The sequence below is a fragment of the Xanthomonas campestris pv. campestris str. ATCC 33913 genome (assembly GCF_000007145.1).
In the GTDB taxonomy this organism is placed as follows: domain Bacteria; phylum Pseudomonadota; class Gammaproteobacteria; order Xanthomonadales; family Xanthomonadaceae; genus Xanthomonas; species Xanthomonas campestris.
The window spans coordinates 3,927,206-3,943,448 of the sequence record NC_003902.1; the positions used below are offsets into that span (position 1 = coordinate 3,927,206).

Annotated in this window: 10 protein-coding genes and 1 riboswitch; of the genes, 3 read left to right on the forward strand and 7 right to left on the reverse strand. The window is 63.1% G+C overall.

Features of this window, described 5'->3' with window-relative positions; genetic code table 11:
- Positions 1-17 precede the first annotated feature (17 nt).
- Together XCC_RS17160 and XCC_RS17165 are read right to left on the reverse strand one after the other, a co-directional pair.
- The gene (locus tag XCC_RS17160) at positions 18-803 is read right to left on the reverse strand and encodes a hypothetical protein (protein WP_011038410.1); all 786 of its coding nucleotides are present in this window, start codon (positions 801-803) and stop codon (positions 18-20) included.
- Positions 804-1,119: 316 nt separating this feature from the next.
- The gene (locus XCC_RS17165; RefSeq protein WP_029216953.1) at positions 1,120-1,608 is read right to left on the reverse strand and encodes a hypothetical protein; all 489 of its coding nucleotides are present in this window, start codon (positions 1,606-1,608) and stop codon (positions 1,120-1,122) included.
- 267 nt (positions 1,609-1,875) lie between these two features.
- Between XCC_RS17165 and XCC_RS17170 the strand changes: the two genes are divergently transcribed.
- The gene (locus XCC_RS17170) at positions 1,876-3,903 is read left to right on the forward strand and encodes a sodium-translocating pyrophosphatase (protein WP_011038412.1); all 2,028 of its coding nucleotides are present in this window, start codon (positions 1,876-1,878) and stop codon (positions 3,901-3,903) included.
- 397 nt (positions 3,904-4,300) lie between these two features.
- Here the strand turns inward: XCC_RS17170 and XCC_RS17175 are convergent, their stop codons facing one another.
- The gene (locus XCC_RS17175) at positions 4,301-4,783 is read right to left on the reverse strand and encodes a hypothetical protein (RefSeq protein ID WP_011038413.1); all 483 of its coding nucleotides are present in this window, start codon (positions 4,781-4,783) and stop codon (positions 4,301-4,303) included.
- Between the two features lie 199 nt (positions 4,784-4,982).
- Between XCC_RS17175 and ppa the strand changes: the two genes are divergently transcribed.
- Positions 4,983-5,519 carry an inorganic diphosphatase gene (gene ppa, locus XCC_RS17180; RefSeq protein WP_002804918.1) on the forward strand — a complete coding sequence of 179 codons (537 nt, stop codon included), beginning with the start codon at positions 4,983-4,985 and terminating at the stop codon, positions 5,517-5,519.
- A 146-nt stretch (positions 5,520-5,665) separates the two neighbouring features.
- Entirely contained in the window at positions 5,666-6,778 is a 1,113-nt protein-coding gene (locus XCC_RS17185; protein ID WP_011038414.1) for an HDOD domain-containing protein, read from the forward strand.
- Positions 6,779-7,407: 629 nt separating this feature from the next.
- Here XCC_RS17185 and XCC_RS17190 read toward each other — a convergent pair.
- The 4 genes from XCC_RS17190 to thiC all read right to left on the reverse strand — a co-directional run bounded on the left by XCC_RS17190 (position 7,408) and on the right by thiC (position 15,984).
- A complete protein-coding gene (locus XCC_RS17190) occupies positions 7,408-10,296 on the reverse strand; it encodes a TonB-dependent receptor plug domain-containing protein (RefSeq protein ID WP_019237280.1) in 2,889 nt (962 codons plus the stop codon).
- Between the two features lie 48 nt (positions 10,297-10,344).
- Positions 10,345-11,238 (reverse strand): helix-turn-helix domain-containing protein, encoded by an 894-nt coding sequence (locus XCC_RS17195; protein WP_011038416.1) that lies wholly within the window; start codon positions 11,236-11,238, stop codon positions 10,345-10,347.
- Positions 11,239-11,357: 119 nt separating this feature from the next.
- Positions 11,358-13,712 (reverse strand): winged helix-turn-helix domain-containing protein, encoded by a 2,355-nt coding sequence (locus tag XCC_RS17200; RefSeq protein ID WP_011038417.1) that lies wholly within the window; start codon positions 13,710-13,712, stop codon positions 11,358-11,360.
- A 394-nt stretch (positions 13,713-14,106) separates the two neighbouring features.
- Positions 14,107-15,984: a phosphomethylpyrimidine synthase ThiC gene (thiC, locus tag XCC_RS17205; RefSeq protein ID WP_011038418.1), complete on the reverse strand. Its 1,878-nt coding sequence runs from the start codon at positions 15,982-15,984 to the stop codon at positions 14,107-14,109.
- Between the two features lie 114 nt (positions 15,985-16,098).
- A riboswitch (TPP riboswitch) is annotated at positions 16,099-16,197 on the reverse strand.
- Positions 16,198-16,243 lie beyond the last annotated feature (46 nt).

The window sequence follows — 16,243 nt, forward strand, 5'->3', positions numbered from 1 at the left end:
AGTTGTAGATCTTAAGATTACGGCGCCATCGCGATATTGATCCCGACCGTGATCCACCCACGCGGTGCGGTCGCGTGATCACGTCCAACTACGAGATCGATGCTGGAGGCCTTGCCCACCAGTCTGCGCAGTCCGAGTTGCGCACCGTGACCGTCGCGATCGTCTCCCGATGCTTCGGCCAGGACCGTCCAGGCGGGGGTGAGCACGTGCTCCAGGCCGACACCTGCAGTCGTGGTGTCCGGGCCAGCGTGCGTGACGAGCGCGCCGAAATTGACGTGAATCCGCGTGTTCGCTGCCGTTCCTAGCGACCACGTCAGCGGCACGGCGATGTAACTGGCGCGTTGCTGAGGCTCCTGCCAGGCGCGTTGCAGGCCCACTGACACCGCCAGCCCCCATGCGTGTTGCTCCGGATCGCGCAGCATGCGTTTTGCGCCGATGTCGAGCGCAGCCGATCCGTGCCGGACGTCGGTCATTCCCAACGCGAATTCGGTGCCCCAGAGGTTGCAGGCAGGCACTGCCGTGGCCGATGCACCGCCGGGCGTCGCACGCCACCACGCTTCGAGCTGGCACTGGCCGCGTGGCGTCACGCCAGCATCGTCGACCACCATGCTGGCTGCTGCACGCGCGGGCACCGGGTGCCATAACGCGAACACGGCCAGCAGTCCCGGGGAGTGACGCAATACCTTCATAGGCTTCTCAAGAAAAGCGCCAGCGCCGTTGGCGTTGAACACCATTTTAAGGCCCGAGAACGCCGCATGGCACGCAGGCGGCAAACCACGCTGCGCCACGTTAGCGCCGTGCATCGAAGATGCAGCGCATGCGCCGATGCGATCGATGTGGCTGACGCGACTTCGTTGGCACGACTTGTTCTCAGCAAAGCGTCGGTATCAAGCCCAATCGGCCTTCGGCTCGCTGGCAACCACGACGGCGGCGCACTGGTGAACGACGCGCCACTACCTGACCTGTCGCTGATGCATGCTATGCAACACGGAAGCAGGCATTGATGCTTGACCCACTGCACCACCGGCGCCGCGCGTTACATGCATGCATGTAGCGCCACAAAGTTGGGCACGCAGACCGAACTCACACCCTAGGCATGCGCGGCCGCATTAGCCGCTCTTACTGGCAGGCCCTGCCTTCCATCGTCTGCTGCGCGGTAAACATGGGGACCTGCGGGATCTTGCCGGCCGCGGCCTGCTGCTTGGCCTCCTCCAGATAGATGCGTGACTGCCCTTGTCCATCCAGCTGCGGTTTGGCCGCGGCCGGCTTGCGCCATACCCGCACAACCGCCTGCTGTGACGGGCAGGACGCGCTCGGTACGCGGATCACATCATTGAAGATCCAACCGGAGGCCACGCTGGGTGCAGCTTTGGCGTAGTCGACGAAGCGGGCGCGCGGCTGACAGGTAGGACTGCTGCGCGTCACCGAAAACGTGTATGGCTGCGCCGCATTGCCGGTGAAAACGCCTTCCAGACGGGCACAGGCTTCGGGAATCTGGCGCAAGGTGTGCGCTGCACCAATCGCCTGCGCCGTGCCAGGGGCACGCTGCATTTCCGGTGCGGGCTCGGCGGCAAACACAGGAGCGCTCAGCAGCAGGCCGGTCATCATCAAGGCGGATTTCAACATACATAGGCTCCTGGATCGGGTCGATCACGGTGGCGGCAGGCTGTCATGCCATCACTGAACGCGGCGCCAAAGCGTGGTGCTGGCAGGCATGCAGTACGCGGCGCATACTCGGCTGCAATCCGGCCACATGAACATCGCGACGCGCAGCAGGCCTTGTCAGGCCGTCGAGTCCGTCTTCGCCGTTCCACTCGTCGCGCACCGCCCTTCGTTCGTCCCGACCGGACGACATCCATTCTTTTGGGAGGGGTCATGCTGGAACACTACGGATTGATGCTCGCGCTGGGTTGTGCGGTCCTGGCCATTGTCTATGGCATGTTGTCGGCGCGCTGGGTGGTCGCGCAGCCGAGCGGCAATGCACGCATGCAGGAAATCGCCGCTGCCATCCAGGAGGGCGCACGCGCCTACCTCAACCGGCAATACCTGACCATTTCCATCGCAGGCGTGGTGTTGTTCGTGCTGGTCGGGCTGTTTCTGAGTTGGTACACCGCGATCGGCTTTGCGATCGGTGCGGTGCTGTCGGGGTTGGCCGGCTACATCGGCATGAACGTGTCGGTACGCGCCAACGTGCGCACCGCACAAGCAGCCCGGCACGGGATCAGCAAGGCCATGGACGTTGCCTTTCGCGGCGGCGCCATCACCGGCATGCTGGTGGTCGGCCTGGGCTTGCTGGGTGTTGCCGGCTACTTCGCCATCCTGCAGGCCATGGGCCTGCCGCTTGAGCAGAACCTGCACGCCTTGGTCGGCCTGGCGTTCGGTTCATCGCTGATTTCGATTTTTGCGCGCCTGGGTGGCGGCATTTTCACCAAGGGTGCCGATGTGGGCGCCGACTTGGTGGGCAAGGTCGAGGCCGGCATCCCCGAAGATGACCCGCGCAATCCGGCCGTGATTGCAGACAACGTCGGTGACAACGTCGGCGACTGTGCAGGCATGGCGGCGGACCTGTTCGAGACCTATGCGGTCACCGTCATTGCCACGATGCTGCTCGGCAGCCTGACCCTGGCCGAAACCGGACCGCATGCGGTGTTGTATCCACTGGTGCTGGGCGGCGTGTCCATCGTCGCATCGATCATTGGCGCAGCATTCGTGAAGGTAAAGCCGGGCGGCTCGATCATGGGTGCGCTCTATAAAGGCGTGATCGTGTCCGGTGTGTTGGCGGCGATTGCGTACTTGCCGATCACGCAGGCATTGATGCGCGAAAACGCGCACGGCGCGATGTCATTGTATGCCTGCGCATTGATCGGCCTGGTCCTGACCGGGCTGATCGTGTGGATCACCGAGTACTACACCGGCACGCAGTATGGGCCGGTGCAGCATGTGGCCGCCGCGAGCACGACCGGTCATGGCACCAACATCATTGCCGGCCTGGGCATCTCGATGAAATCCACCGCACTCCCGGTCATTGCGGTGTGCGCGGCGATCTGGGGCGCATTCCATTTTGGCGGGCTGTACGGGATTGCGATCGCGGCTACGGCGATGCTGTCGATGGCCGGCATGATCGTGGCATTGGACGCCTATGGCCCCATCACGGACAACGCCGGCGGCATTGCCGAAATGGCCGAATTGCCGCCAGAAGTCCGCAACGTCACCGACCCGCTGGATGCAGTCGGCAATACCACCAAAGCGGTAACCAAGGGCTATGCGATCGGCTCGGCTGCACTGGCCGCGCTGGTGCTGTTTGCCGACTACACCCACAACCTGCAGGCCGCCAATCCGAACGAAGTATTCGCGTTCGATCTGTCTGACCACACGGTGATCATTGGCTTGCTGATTGGCGGACTGATTCCCTACCTGTTCGGCGCAATGGCGATGGAAGCCGTGGGGCGCGCTGCCGGTGCGGTGGTCGAAGAAGTACGCCGCCAGTTCCGCGACATCCCCGGCATCATGACCGGCACCGCCAAGCCGCAATACGACCGCGCGGTGGACATGCTCACGCGCTCGGCAATCCGCGAAATGATCGTGCCCTCGTTGTTGCCGGTGGTGGTCCCGGTGATCGTCGGGCTGTTGCTTGGGCCGCGTGCGCTGGGCGGATTGTTGATCGGCACCATCGTGACCGGGCTCTTCGTTGCGATTTCGATGACGACCGGGGGAGGTGCCTGGGACAACGCCAAGAAGTACATCGAAGATGGTCATTTCGGCGGCAAGGGCAGCGAAGCACATAAGGCCGCGATCACCGGCGACACCGTGGGCGACCCCTACAAGGACACCGCAGGGCCTGCCATCAACCCGCTGATCAAGATCATCAATATCGTCGCGTTGCTGTTGGTGCCGCTGCTTTAAGCGCTGTGCTTGAGGCGATCTGCGGACCTCGTGGGCCCGGAGTGATGCGTGACTCCGGGCCCGGGCCTTTGTCGGCTGGCGACGGCGCCTGGCCTCTAAGGCTCCTGAGGCTGCAAGCATGGCGATGCGTGCTGCTGCAAAGACCACTGCGGAGACCGGAAAGACGCCACTGGCCCGTTTGATCACTACGGGCCAGTGGCGCAGCGCATCTCCGCATGCAACAAATCAGCAATGATCACGCTACAAGCCATCAGGTTGCGTAGGTTGCTCGTTACTTGGTGCATCAAACGCGTCTTGGAGGTAAGCCGCGCAAGCACCGAAGGCGCTGCACCAGAATCTGCTAGGTCGTCATGGATGATCGCTCGACCAACAACATGAGCAAGACGCCGTCAGCGCCTCACAGACAGCCGATCAGCCCGTTATAGATCGGCGGCGCACCACCGGGCAGCGGCTCGAACAGCGGATTGGTGACTGCAAGCACGCGATACATCTCGTCCAGGCGCGTTCCGGCCTTCAGAGGCGCGGTGCAGCGCCAGACCCGGCTGTCCGAGCGCAAATGACCGCTGCGCGGATCCACGCTCACCTCGCTCGCGCCAAAGGTCCAGATGCAGCTGCGCACCACCCCGCTCACCCGATTGACCGAGCAGCGGAACCGCAGTGGCTGGTAATCGCTGAACTCGCCGCCACAGAACGTATCGCCACAGATATTGTCGAAATCACGGTCCAGCCGTTGCTCCAGATCGACAAAGGCCTCCCAACCTTCGCCGTTGGCCGGCCAGTCCACCGCATCCACGAACGCTGGCGGCGGATCCGCAGCCAGCGCCGCCGGGGCGAGGATGGATGACATCAAGAGAACGATGACGCGCAGGTACCTGGACATGGGGCCAACTCCGTGGCTGTGGATGAGCCTGCAGCGTGACGCCCGGGCATGCTTAGCAGCATCGGGGAGCGGCTCGTGATGAACGCGGACTATGCCTCGCGCTGCTGTCAGACGGAGGCCTATTCAGTGTCGCTGCACCGCAACAGCCGAACGCGTAGAATCGGCCTCCACACACAGCTGAAGCCTCGGAGCTACGCGCATGGGCCTGGAACTGGTCACCTCCGGCAAGAACCTGCCGGAAGAAATCAACGTCGTCATCGAGATCCCCAAGGACTCGGAGCCGGTCAAGTACGAAGTGGACAAGGCCAGCGGCGCGATCTTCGTCGACCGCATCCTGTCGACCCCGATGCGCTACCCCTGCAACTACGGCTACGTGCCCAACACCCTGTGCGGCGACGGCGACCCGGCCGACGTGCTGGTGGTGCTGCCGCTGCCGCTGGTGCCCGGTTCGGTGGTGCGTTGCCGCCCGGTCGGCGTGCTGCGCATGAGCGATGAGGCCGGCAGCGACGAGAAGATCCTGGCAGTGCCGATCGAGAAGATCTTCTCCGGCTACGCCCACATCGAAGATATCGATCAGGTCTCCAGCCACTGGATGGAGCGCATCGGCCATTTCTTCGAGCATTACAAGGACTTGGAGAAAGGCAAGTGGGTCAAGCTGGACGGCTGGGGCGGCGCGGCGGAAGCCAAGCGCATCCTGGTGGAGTCGGTGGAACGCTATAATTCCGACGCGCCCTGAGCCGTCGACCGTGACGCTGCCCCGCACGCGCGGGGCGATCGGCATCACGCTTTTGGCGTGATGCCGGTGACCGCTGTCGGCAGATTGGGTACATTGCCGACAGCGTTTGGCCGGCGCCTATCGCCGGTGACTCTTGGGGAAGTGCCTTGCGTATTTTGTTTGTTGGGGACGAAGCCAGTCTTCCGTCCGACCTTGTCGACTACATTGCCGAACTCGGCGACAACTGGCAGGCGCAGCAGGTCCCGGACGGGAACTCTGCCATCGAAGCCGCCGCGCTGTCGCCCTTCGATGCCGTCATCGTTGCCCCGGTCCTGCCGGACTTGACCGCCGCGACCTTGCTCGGGCAAATCCGCACCCTGCGGCCCGACACCATCCGCATTGCCCTGATCGATGCCCAGGACGGGCAGCGCACGCCACCGGCGCGCATCATCGGGGTGGCGCACCGTTTCCTGCCGATGCCGCTGGCACCGGAAGTGCTGCTGGAAGCCGTGACCAGCCTGGAGGAGTTGCGCGACCTGCTCAGCAATCCGCGCCTGCGCGCGGCCATTGGGCGGATCGAAAAGCTGCCCTCCCCGCCCCACCTGTATTTGAGCCTGATGCACGCGCTGGAAGAGGACGATGGCGCCGACGCGGCCGACATCGCCAAGCTGATCGCCGGCGACCCGGCGATCGCGGCCAAGGTGCTGCAGCTGTGCAACTCTGCGTTCTTCTCTGGCGGCCGCAGCATCACCGATCTGCGCACCGCGGTAACGCGCCTGGGCGTGGCCACGCTGCGCGACCTGGTGCTGGCCAGCGAAGTATTCTCGGTGCAGACCCTGAGCCCGGCCGAGCGCGCCGCGATGCAGCGCCGCGCGCTGCTGTCTTCGCGCCTGGCGGCCAAGGTGTTGCCACCGACCAGCGCCGAACTGGGCTCCACCGCCGCGCTGCTGGCCGACATCGGCCTGTTGCTGCCCGGCGTGCGTGATGAACGCGAACCGCCCGTGGAAGGCGACGAGCGTCTGGGCCATACCGAAGCCGGCGCCTACCTGCTGGGCCTGTGGGGCCTGCCGATGCCGATCATCGAAGCAGTGGCCTTCCATCGCCACCCGCAACGCTCCAGCCTGCGCAGCTTCTGGGTGACCGGCGCCGTGCACGTGGCGACTGCATTGGCCAGCGGCGAGACCGTGGACGAGGAATACCTGACCAAGGTTGGCGTCATCAACCGCCTGCCAAATTGGCGCGAGCAGGCCGATACCTTGATGGGGCTTGCTGAGGCGTAAGTCTCTGCACATGGAGTGATGCAGGCTGAAGGGCGCGACGTAAGTTGCGCCCTTTTTCTTGCATCGGACGCGCCTACAGATATTCGTTTCAAAAGCTACGCCATTGCGCTGGCCCGTCGCGGCCCAGAAAGCGACGTCACGCACTCTTCCAATTGCCATATCAGACGGCATGGACCGACGCATTTGTCGCATTGGATTGCCGCGATTGCTGCTTATTGGTAGCAGATAGCGATGCAGCCTGGAGGCTTGGCCTGGCCGCTATTGCAAGCCGTCAGAGTATGCATGCGGAGTAGAAACACGCTCGGACCATTGCCCTCAGAGGATGCATTCGCGGCTCACAAGGCATTGCGTTGCCACGACATTCAGCCATTTGGACCAACGGAACGCAGCATTAGCAATACATGCGTCTTCGCGTAAGACGACGCCAATGGAGCGCCACAGCGAGGTTGAATCACGCTCCGGCAGCAAGTTTCTAAACCAAATGCCATGCCTGCTATTTCGGGAGCCACTCTTCGCCTGCGAAAAAGCGCTAACCACAGAAACGCCTACGCATACCAATCACGTGCTAACGCAAAAAAGCGGGCCTTTCGGCCCGCTCTTTCGTAACACGTTCTACAACGTTTCGGTGATCAGAAGCGCTGGTTGTACTGCACGAACAGGAAGCGGTCGTAGTCGAGCATCGGGTCGATCGCCGCGGTGCTGCTGTTGGTGATCGAGTAGGTGACCGGCGGCTGCTTGTTCCAGATGTTGCGGGCACCCACGGTCACGCTGCCATCCCACGGAGCCTGCCAAGTGACAGAGACGTCCTGATAGGAGATCGAGCCCTTCTTATTGGAACCGGTGCCGCCACCCCAGCCCGGATTCGGGGTCTGGTAGTTCGGGTCGTTGCACTCGATGCCTGCCGCTGCATCCCAGCAGTAATCGCGGAAACCGCCGTAGTAACGCAGGTTCCAGTTGGCCGACAACGCGCCCAGCGACCAGTCCAGACCCAAGGTGGCACGCACGCGCGGGAAGTTCCAGTAGCCGGCAGCATTTGCCCACTCGGCACCAGCTTCTGCCTGCGACTTATAGGTCGCCAGGTAGTTGGTGTCCAGGTTGACAGCGAACTTGCCGTACGCAGTTTCCGGCATGCGATAACGCACACCGAAGTTGTAGCCTTCGGTTTCCAGGCGACCCAGGTTGACGTTGCCGCGGCTCAGCGTGGTGACCTGCCCGGTGACCGCGTCGCGACCGTAGTCGGCGCAGTAGCTGGCCAGGCTGTTGAGGTAGCAGTTGTTCAGCACATCATTGGCCGTCAGTGACGTGATGATGTTGGAGATCGAAATGCGGTACCAATCCAGCGAGAAGTCCAGGCCCTGCACCCAATGCGGGCTGTACACCATGCCCACGGTGCGGGTGATGCTGTATTCCGGCTCAAGTTCGGCATTACCCACGCCCGAATTAAACGGTGCATTGCCCTGCACGTCGCGACGCGTTACCGCGTTGCCTGCAGTATCGGTCTGACGGAAACCAGCCGGCAGGCCTTCGCCAGCGCAGCGTGCTGCCACACCCGCATTGCCCAGCGAACCGAAGGTCGCATCGCAGGGATCAGTGAAGGTATCGAACGTCTGCGAGCCGCCACCGAAGGTGTCCGACAGCGTCGGCGCACGGAAACCGGTGCCGTAGGTACCACGCACCAGCAGGTCGTCGATCGGCTTCCAGGTGAAGCTGAACTTGCTGTTGGTGGTGTCGCCGAAGCGGCTGTAGTTGCTGTAACGCGCGGCCACGTCGAACGACAGTTCCTTGGCGCCCGGCAGGTCCTTCAGCACCGGAATCAACAGCTCCAGATAGGCTTCGTTGGTCTGGTAGCGACCTTCGGTGGCCTGTGCAGCCAGGTCGGTGGTGTAACCGGCGCTGGACAGCTGGTCCGGATAGTCGTAACCGCTGATTTCGCGGTGTTCGACGCCTGCGGCCAAGCCCAGCTCACCGGCCGGCAAATCGAACAGGCCACCGGTGATGTTGGCAGTCCACTGCTTGCTCAGGCTCTGCTGCGTGGCCTGACCCAGCGCATTGATGTATTGCAGCGCGTTCGGCGTGGAAGCCGACGGGCCACCCAGGATGTTGAACGGGGTGCACTGGCCCAGCGCATTGCTGGTGCCCAGCGGCAGCGGGCTGGCTGCGGTGCCGCACTGGACCTGACCCTGTGCATTGAGGAACGACGGGCCCAGCGCCTTCTGCAGCGCCAGCAAGTTGATGTTGCCGCGCGACACTTGCGTCACATCGTACTTGTTGTAGTTGAAGCCCACGTCCCAGTTCCAGCCGTGGCTGCCGACGTCGAACACGCCTTCCAGCGCTGCATCGAAATGCAGGGTCTTGACGTTGCTTTCGGTGGTGCGCGGCAATTCAACTGTGCGACGGAACCAGCTGTTGATGTCCTGGCCGACCGGGTTGTAGTAGCTGGTACCGCTAATCGCCACCGGGAACTGCGGCTGCGACGAGGCCTGCAGCGGGTAACCGGCGATCTGACGGTTCGAGTCGCGCTCGGAGTACATCGCGGTCGACTTGAAGGTCAGGCTGTCGGTCAGGTTGTAGCTGCCGGTGGTGAAGATCGACTTGTTACGGCTGGACTGCTGCAACATCATCTGATCGACGGAGTTGTAGTAGTCGTCGGTGGTGATTTCGTTGTGGTAGTTGGCGATGTTGCGCGAATCGGCGCCCACGCCACGGCCGTCGAACGAACCGGTATGGTTGAGGATGTAGGTCTGGTCGTTAGAAGTGAAGCGGCCCCACGGGCCGGTCGCGCTCAGACTGTCTTCGATGTGGTTCGGGCCGGCCGAATAACGGGTCAGCGCGCGATCCTTCGCCCACACCGGATCTTCGTTGGTGTAGTTGGCGCCAAACACCAGCGAGGAGCGGTCGGTGGTGGTGCCGGCGGTGAAGGAATACTGCTCCTTGGAACCGTCGCCACGACCATTCTGGCCGAAGTACGCCGAGGCTTCTGCACCGTCGTAGTTCTGACGCAGGATGATGTTCACCACACCGGCCACGGCGTCGGAGCCGTAGATTGCCGAGGCGCCGTCCTTCAGGACTTCGATGCGCTCGATCAGCGAGCTCGGGATCGTGGACATGTCGGTCAGACCAGACAAGCTGCTGGTCCAACGCTTGCCGTTCACGAGCACCAGGGTACGGTTCTCACCCAGGTTGTACAGGTTGACGTACTGGCCACCCTGCTCCGGATCGGATGTCAGCACCGCAGCCTTGCTGTAGGTCTGCGTACCGGCGATCGACAGGTTCTGGAGGATGTCACCAACGCTGACCAGGCCCGACTTCTGAATGTCTTGCTGCGTCACGGTGAAAACCGGCTGTGCGGTTTCCACATCGACCGAGCGGATGCGCGAGCCGGTAATTTCGATGCGGTCCAGCGTCGTGGTCGACGGGGCGGACTGCTCTTGTGCATTGGCGGCAAATGCCGGCGTCAACGCGATCGCAATACCGGCGGGCAACAGGCCCAGCCGCACTGCGGAGGTGCGAAGGTTCATCAATCTCTCCAGGGTTCGTTAGTGGCGCGTTAAGCGCCCCTGTGCAAATTACGTTTGCGTGAACGCCGTCGCTTTGCGCGTCACGTTCCGTGGCTTTGCCGAATCTGGCGGATTTGCTGCTTGGTCGCGGTAATGCGAAGCGGAAACGCCGAATCGCGCACGAAATGCACGCGCGAAACTGCAGCAGTTGTCGAAGCCGCTGGCGGCCGCAACCTCACCGATCATCATCGAGGTATCGCGCAGCAGGTCCGATGCGCGTTCCAGACGCAAGCGTGCCGACAACGCCTGCGGACTTTCCTCATACAGGCTCTGGAAGGTCTTGGAGACATACCAACTGGAGAAGTTGGTCAGTTGCGCCAGTTCGCTGATGCGCACCACGCGGTCGCTGTTGCCTTCCAGATACAAACGTGCCCGCTGCATCCGCCCGAACACCTGACGGCGACGGCTACGCGAGCGGCCCGGGCAGCGCTGTTCCTGTTCGACGAATTCGCGCTGCATCCCGGCCAGATGCAGCAGCAGCGGCCGGGCCGAAGCGCTACCGCTTTGCGCGGCGGCATTGCGCCACAGCCGCAATGCGATACGCAAGTCGCTGCGCGCAAGATGGCTGCGGCCGGGATACAACGTGGCGTCGGTCAGCTCGGCCAACGACTGCAGGCTGTCGCCATCCAGGCTGACGCCGACGCAGACGGCACTGCGGTCCGCCTGCACCGTGGGATGGGAATCCTTGTCAAATGCGATCCAGTCACCTGCATGCAGGCGGAAACGGCCCTCCTTGGCTTCTACCCAGGAACGCCCGCGCAACTGCACCCACAACGTAAAGGTCGCCGCCACCGTGCGCAGGCTGCCGAGCCGCGCAACTGCCAGACAGGTGGTCGGCGTGTGCTCGCCAGCACCGTCGATGGAGAGTGCAACGCCACGATCGGCAGTGATGACCTGTTGCATGCTGGCAGCTCGCTGTACAAAAGAGCGCACAGTGTTTTGCCGAATCTGGCGGCAGTCAGGATGTTTTGCCGAAGGTGTCCCGAAATCGCCACGAAGAGATTCCGAAGAACTTACGAAGCCTATTTCTTCAATTTGAACAACAGGTTGGAGACGATGCCGAGCGAGGTGGCAGGTGTTGCGAGTAGCGGCATGAAGGCAATGGCGCTGCCATCCTCCTCAGCCAGCGACACATACATCGCGCCACTGCGCTGATCGATGCTGAAGCCGTTGATGGCGGTGTACTTGGCAACATCCATGCACTGGCCCTGCTGCCCACTGCGCAGTTCACTGTCATGCGTGGAGCACGCGTCTGTGGAAGACAGGTAATGCACCTGCGCATGCGCACCCGGCGCCCAACTGCGGTAACGCCAGCGCGAAGGCTGCGTGCGATCGATCGGCTGCAAGGTGTCGGCGGCCAGCGACGGCGCGATGCGCCACAGTCCGCCAGTGGACAAGCGCGTGAACAACACCTCGCCTGAGGCGCGGTCCAGACGCAGCTGCGATACATCAGGCAAGACGCTCAGCATGCGCCAGGGTTGCGTGCGGCGGTCATAGACGGTGGCGGAGGTTCGCCCGTCGTCCGAAGCCGCAACCACCAGCAGTTGATTGGGGTCTGGCAGGTAGATCGCCTGCAAAGGTCGCGTCTGCGGCACCGCCAGCCGCGTGACCTTGCCGTTGCTAGGGGTGACTTCGTAGATGCCACGGCGGCCGGTGGCATCGGTGCCGGTCACCAACGCGTGCTGCGAATCGGCCGACCAGTCCGCGGCCTGCCGGCTGTCCGGGCGCAATCCTTCGAGCAAGCGTACCGAGCCGGGCTTGGTGACATCGCCCCACCACAGGCCATAGGCGCCGGAACGATTGGAGGTGAACAGCAGTTGCTGGCCATCCGGCGCAATCATCGGTTGATCGTCGCGCCCATTGGACGGAAACAGACGACGTCGCAGGTAACCGCCGTTCATGGGGTCGCGGACCACCTGATACAGACCAAACTGTGGCTTGCGCTGCACGAACACGGCATGCGTACCAGCCACATCCGGTGCCTGTGCGTCGTCCACACCAAGATCGTGCAGGCTACGGTCGTGCAACTCCAGCCGGTACAGGCGCGCCTCGCTGTCCACGCGCCGCCCGAAGATCACCCCACTGCTGTCCGGCAGCCAGCTCCAGCCGCGAATCTCGGCAATGTCGTCGGTCAACCGTTCCGGGGTACCACCCTGCGCAGGCATGCGCCACAAGTCGCCCATCTGCGGGTTACGCATGAACACGATCCACGCACCGTCGGGTGAATACCGCGGCATGTAATCGAAGTCGTCCGGGTGCGCGCTGTACGCCAACGTCTGCCATTGCCCGGTTTCAAGCTCCAGACGACGGATGCGCCGCGCGCCATGGGCACCGGTCATGGTGCCGAACAACAAGGCGCGCCCGTCCGGCGACCAGCTGAAACTCAGCATGTCCGCGCCATCGCACCGCACAACCTCGTGGGCCGCGGCCTGGCCGTTGGCGGCGGCAATCATGATGCGGCAGCTGCCATCTGCGCCATCGCGCTCGAATGCGATCGCACGGCCATCCGGCGACCACGCCGGAAGCCGGTCGGCCGCCCCGGGGCCCGGAGTGTCGAGCACGCGCGGATACGCGTTATTGGTGGTCTTGACCAGGATCGAGGTCCCGGGGCGGTCGTTGACCAGGGACGCGTACGCCACCATGGCCCCGTCAGGCGACAGACTGGGCGTCAGGTCGAAGCCACCACCGGCGGTGATCACCTGGTACGGGCGCTTGGGACTGCCCACCACCGTGCCGACCGACACTGCGTCGGTGCTGGATGCATGCTGCCACAAGGTTTTTGCCGCCAACCCCAACGCCACCAGCAAGGCGACGCAGGCTAATGCCAGCGCCAAGCCACGGCGCCGGGCACGTGGCAGCTGAGCGATTGCAGCGGGCTGTGCCGGGCTCGCATCAATAGCGCTACCGATCAGCACGTGTGCGCTGGCGCTGTCTTCCCTCTGCGCGTTGCCGTTCGCATCTGTCTGTGACTGCGCAGGGTCCAGGGGCGCCGCCTTTGCACCAGCACTGTCAACGGTCTCCGGCGTCTCCCACGTCACCGGCGCCAGCAAGCGGTACCCGGTCTTTGCAATGGTTTCGATATGCGCGGAGCGTTCGCTGCCATCGCTGGCGAGCGCCTTGCGCACCTGGGTAATGGCCTGTGTCACCACATCGTTGGTCGGCAGCGTGTCCGGCCAGACCTCGGCCAGCAGCTGCTCGCGCGTCACCACCTGCCCCGGCTGCCGGGCAAGCGCCAGCAACACTGCCAACGCCTTGGGCGCCAGTCGCGGGGTGCGCTTTGCACCAGGAACATGCACTTCGCGCGAGGCCACATCGACCGTGCAGACACCGACGCGCAGCCGGCCCATGGACGATGAAGGGATGGAGGAAGAACTCATGGGCAACAAGGACACACACGCCGGCAAGGACAACAAGACCAATCACGCACACTGCGCGAGACGCCAAATTCAGCAAAGCACGACAACCAACTGTGTCATGCATCTAATTGGCGCAAATTTTACGCTATGCACCGTTGCTTCCTATGACAGGCGGCGACGTCAGGCTCTCTCTCTCGCCGAAGAATTCAAACAATTACGACGTACCCTTCGCGCCTCTGGCGCGATTTTTTTATCTGCAATTCAGCTAGACGCGCCGAATTTGCTTGGAATTGCTGCCTCGACGCGAAAATTTTTCAGACGGCACTTGCGATGCAAGCGCCAATCTGCACCATTCAAAACTGAACTTTTCTTAAGCGGCCACAGCGATCCGCTGCAGCCGCATGCTGCCCCGCGGCTACGACGCCCGATACACCTGTGCGCCCTGTGCCACAAATTCTCCAGACTTCTCCTGCATGCCCGCCTCTAGCGCATGGTCCTCGCTGATGCCGTGCTCAGCCGCGTAGTCGCGCACATCCTGGGTGATTTTCATCGAACAGAAGTGCGGGCCGCACATCGAGCAGAAGTGCGCCAGTTTGTGCGCGTCCTTGGGCAGGGTTTCGTCGTGGAACTCCTTGGCTTTCTCAGGATCCAGACCGAGATGGAACTGGTCATCCCAGCGGAACTCGAAGCGGGCCTTACTCAGTGCGTTGTCACGCACCTGCACACCGGGATGGCCCTTGGCAAGGTCGGCCGCATGCGCGGCGATCTTGTAGGCCATGATCCCGTCGCGCACATCCTGGCGGTTGGGCAGGCCCAAGTGTTCCTTGGGGGTGACATAGCAAAGCATGGCAGTGCCGAACCAGCCGATCATCGCCGCACCGATGGCGCTGGTGATGTGATCGTAGCCAGGTGCGATATCGGTGGTGAGCGGGCCCAGCGTATAGAACGGCGCCTCGCCGCACTCGCGCAGCTGCTTGTCCATGTTCTCCTTGATCAGCTGCATCGGCACATGGCCTGGCCCTTCGATCATGGTCTGCACGTCGTGCTTCCAGGCGAGCTTGGTCAACTCGCCAAGCGTCTCCAGTTCACCGAACTGGGCCGCGTCGTTGGCATCGGCAATGCAGCCGGGGCGCAAGCCATCGCCCAGCGAAAACGCCACGTCGTAGGCCTTCATGATTTCGCAGATGTCTTCGAAGTGCGTGTAGAGAAAGTTTTCCTTGTGATGTGCCAGACACCACTTCGCCAGGATCGAACCGCCACGCGACACGATGCCGGTGACACGCCGGGCCGTGAGCGGGACATAACGCAGCAGCACGCCCGCGTGGATGGTGAAGTAGTCCACGCCCTGCTCGGCCTGCTCGATCAAGGTGTCGCGGAAAATCTCCCAGGTGAGCTCTTCCGCACGGCCGTCGACCTTTTCCAGTGCCTGGTAGATCGGCACGGTGCCGATCGGTACCGGCGAATTGCGGATGATCCAATCACGCGTTTCATGGATGTGCTTGCCGGTCGACAGGTCCATCACCGTGTCGCCGCCCCAACGGATCGACCACACCAGTTTTTCCACCTCTTCGGCAATGCCAGACGACACCGCACTGTTGCCGATGTTGGCGTTGATCTTGGTCAGGAAGTTGCGGCCGATGATCATCGGCTCGCTTTCCGGATGGTTGATGTTATTGGGCAAAATTGCACGGCCGCGCGCGATCTCCTCGCGTACGAACTCCGGGGTGATGCGCTGCTGGATTGCCGCACCGAAGGCTTCGCCCGGGTGCTGCTTGCGCAACACCGCATCGGTGACCGCTTCCAGCCGCTGGTTTTCGCGAATGGCAACGAACTCCATCTCCGGGGTGATGATGCCGCGGCGCGCGTAATGCATCTGCGTCACATTGGCACCGCTGCGCGCCACGCGTGGCAACCGTCGCGACGGGAAGCGCACTGCATCCAGCCGCGCATCATGCTCGCGACCACGACCGAAGCTGGAACTCAGTGCCTCCAATGGCAGCGTGTCGCCACGTTCGGCAATCCAGTCGGCACGCAACGGCGCAAGGCCGGCAGCAAGATCGATCGCCGCCTGCGGATCGGTGTAGGGGCCGGAAGTGTCGTAGACACTCAGCGGCGGGTTGTCCTGCCCACCGAACAGCGTCGGCGTGCGGGTCAGCACGATCTCGCGCATCGGCACCTGAAGATCTGCACGCGAACCTTGCACGAAGATCTTGCGGGAACCGGGAATCGGCTGGGTCACAGCTGCCGAGAGCGTCTGGGTCTGTTGCAGCAAAACGGTGGGCGCGGCATTCATTGGCGTTCGTCCTGTGTGCTGAGAAGCCAGCACCAAGGGTGCTGGCGCTGCGAGGGGTCGCAGTGCGGACGAAGCGGCGGCGCTCAATGGCGCAGGCCCGTGCAGGCACGGAGCAGCGCATCTAACGAAGCTTCCCTACGCCGGTATGAGCCGGATCAGGTTCGAAGGGACTATCTCAACCGCAGCAGTGCTGTGGTACCCCCACTTCGGCGGCGATTAAACCACATCGCCGCGCGGGCGACATGTGTCTGCGGCGATC